Annotated in this window: 2 protein-coding genes; one reads left to right on the plus strand and one right to left on the minus strand. The window is 71.1% G+C overall.

Features of this window, described 5'->3' with window-relative positions; genetic code table 11:
* Positions 1–1,840, plus strand: a 1,840-nt coding sequence (locus VFL28_05210; GenBank protein HET7264047.1) for an FtsX-like permease family protein, incomplete at its 5' end; no start/stop codon positions are given.
* Between the two features lie 6 nt (positions 1,841–1,846).
* On the opposite strand, the gene VFL28_05215 is transcribed toward VFL28_05210, so the two are convergent.
* A partial coding sequence (locus tag VFL28_05215; GenBank protein HET7264048.1) for an ankyrin repeat domain-containing protein occupies positions 1,847–2,471 on the minus strand: 625 nt, incomplete at its 5' end.

Genomic DNA, 2,471 nt, shown 5'->3' on the forward strand with positions numbered 1-2,471 from the left:
CCACATCGGCGCCACCATGCAGCAGAACCGGCAACACCGCATGACGGAGGTGGTGGCGCGGCTCGCGCCCGGGGCGACCCTCGCCCAGGCCCGGGTCCAGGTCGCCACGGAGTACGCGCGTTTGCGGCAGCAGTACCCGGAAGCGTATCCCGCCGAGGCCGGGTACCAGGTCGCCGTCATTCCCTTCAAACAGGCCCTCGGCGCGCGCGCGCAGTTGACGCTGGCGGTGCTGTTGGCCACCGCTGTCTTCGTCCTGATCATCGCCGCCGCGAATGTGGCCAATCTGCCGTTGATGCGCAGCGTGCGGCGCGAGCACGAACTTGCCGTCCGCGCCTCGCTGGGCGCCGGCGTCGGCCGCCTGCGCCGGCTGCTGCTCGTCGAAAATCTCATGATCAGTGGACTCGGCGCGAGTCTCGGCGCGGTGCTGGCGCTGGCCGGCGTGCCGCTCCTCACCGCGTTCGCCAGCCGCTACTCACCGCGCGCTAATGAAATCCACCTGGACGCCACGGTCCTGGCCTTCGCGTTGGCGCTCGCCGCCCTGGTGGCCGTGCTGCTCTCGATGGTGGCCTTCATTCCGTCGGACGACATGCTCGCGAGCGTGTCGGCGGGCGGACGGCGTGCCGGCGGCACCATCCGGCGGCAGCGGCTCCAGAGCGGCCTCGTCGTGGTCCAGGTGGCGGTGTCGGTGATGCTGCTGGCGGGGGCCGGTCTGTTGACGCGCACGACGCTGCGGATCGCCGAGGCCCCCACGGGACTCCAGACGGAGAATGTCCTCACGATGTCGGTGAACCTGCGCGTGTCCGGCGTGCTGGGCACCGACGCGGACGTGCTCGCGCGGCAGCAATACGACCGCATCCGGGACGAGCTGGCGGCACAGCCGGGTGTGCGTCTGGTCGGCGTCGGCTCGATCATGCCGCTGCGCACGATGGGGATGCTGGTCTCCCTCGCGGCGGAAGGGCGCGCGCCCGAGCCGGGGGCCCCCGTGCCGCGCGCCGATCTCCGGATGGCCGGACCGGAGTATTTCGCCGCGGCGGGCATTCCGATCCAGCGGGGCCGTCCGTTTCTCCCCACCGATCGGTCAGGAGCGCCGAAGGTCGTGATCATCAATCAGCTGCTCGCCCAACAACTGTTTCCGGGAGAGGATCCCGTCGGCCGCCGTCTCGAGCTGCTGGACGCCCAGAGCAGCGCGCTCAGCACCGACTGGCGAACCGTGGTCGGCGTCGCGGGGAACACGCAGGACGGCGGTCCCGAGGCTCAGCCGATGCCGGCCATCTTCATGCCGTTCGCGCAGGAGGCTCTGATTTCCGGCGGCTTCGTGGTGCGCGGCGACTCGACCATCGCCGCCATCGCCCCGCAGGTGACCCGCCTGGTTCGGCGTCTCGCGCCGACCACCCCGATCGAGAACGTGATGACGATCGCTCAATACAAGGATCTCAGCGTCGCGCCCAGGCGTCTCAATGCCGAGTTGGTCTCGGCGTTCGGATTGCTCGCCATGATCCTCTCGGCGGTCGGGATCGCCGGCGTCTTCGCGTTCAGCGTGAGCGCACGCATGACCGAGATCGGCGTCCGGATGAGCCTGGGCGCGAGGCCCGGCCAGGTGCAACAGATGGTGCTCGCAGAGGGCGGCGTGCTGGTCGGCCTGGGACTGCTGCTGGGCGTCGCCGGAGCCTACGGCGCCACCGGTCTCTTGCGGGGCCTGCTGTTCGACGTGTCCCCGCGCGATCCGCAGACGTTCGCCGCCACCGTGCTCGCCATGGCCGTGATCGGCCTGGCGGCATGCTGGGGACCGGCCGCACGCGCCGCCAGGATCGATCCGGCGATTACCCTCCGGGAGGGGTAGCCTCGGCTATCCGTTCACAGTCCCCTGCCACGCCGCGAGGATCTCGAGGAGACCCTCCGCCGGCTCGGCCCCGGCTTCCCACTCCACCGGCGACCCGGCCTGGAGCAACATCTTCCCCACCGCCGCGAAGTCCCGACCCTCGCGGTGCTCGGTGCGCGACCCCTCCGCCGCCCAGATCAGCGGCTGCCCGTGGAACTCCCGGTCCCGGATGGTCACGGAGGCGCCAGCCCCGAGCAGCAGTCGCACCGCGTCGGGCCACCCTTCCATTGCAGCCGAGTGCAGCACCGTCTTGCCGATCCCCGCATCGGGGCGGTTCGGGTCGAACCCGCACGCCAGCATCGCTGCGAGCGCACGCGTATCCCCGCGCTCGGCGGCCTGGTGAAACGCGATGTAATGATCTTCGGTCAGCTCGCGCTGTAGACCGGGTTGCTCCCCGAGGAGCGCCTCGGCCGCAGCGCGATCGCCGCTACTGCACGCCGCAACCAGCCGATCCACCGCCGACAGCTCGGGCGACGCGCCGTGCGCGAGCAGCCAGTCGGCCACCGCGCGGTTGCCGTTCAGCTCCGCTACCGCGTAGGGCGTCCGCCCGTCGGCGCGCCGGCGATCGATGTCGGCACCGTGCGCGACCATA

Source organism: bacterium (genome assembly GCA_035691305.1).
Taxonomy (GTDB): Bacteria; Sysuimicrobiota; Sysuimicrobiia; order Sysuimicrobiales; family Segetimicrobiaceae; genus DASSJF01.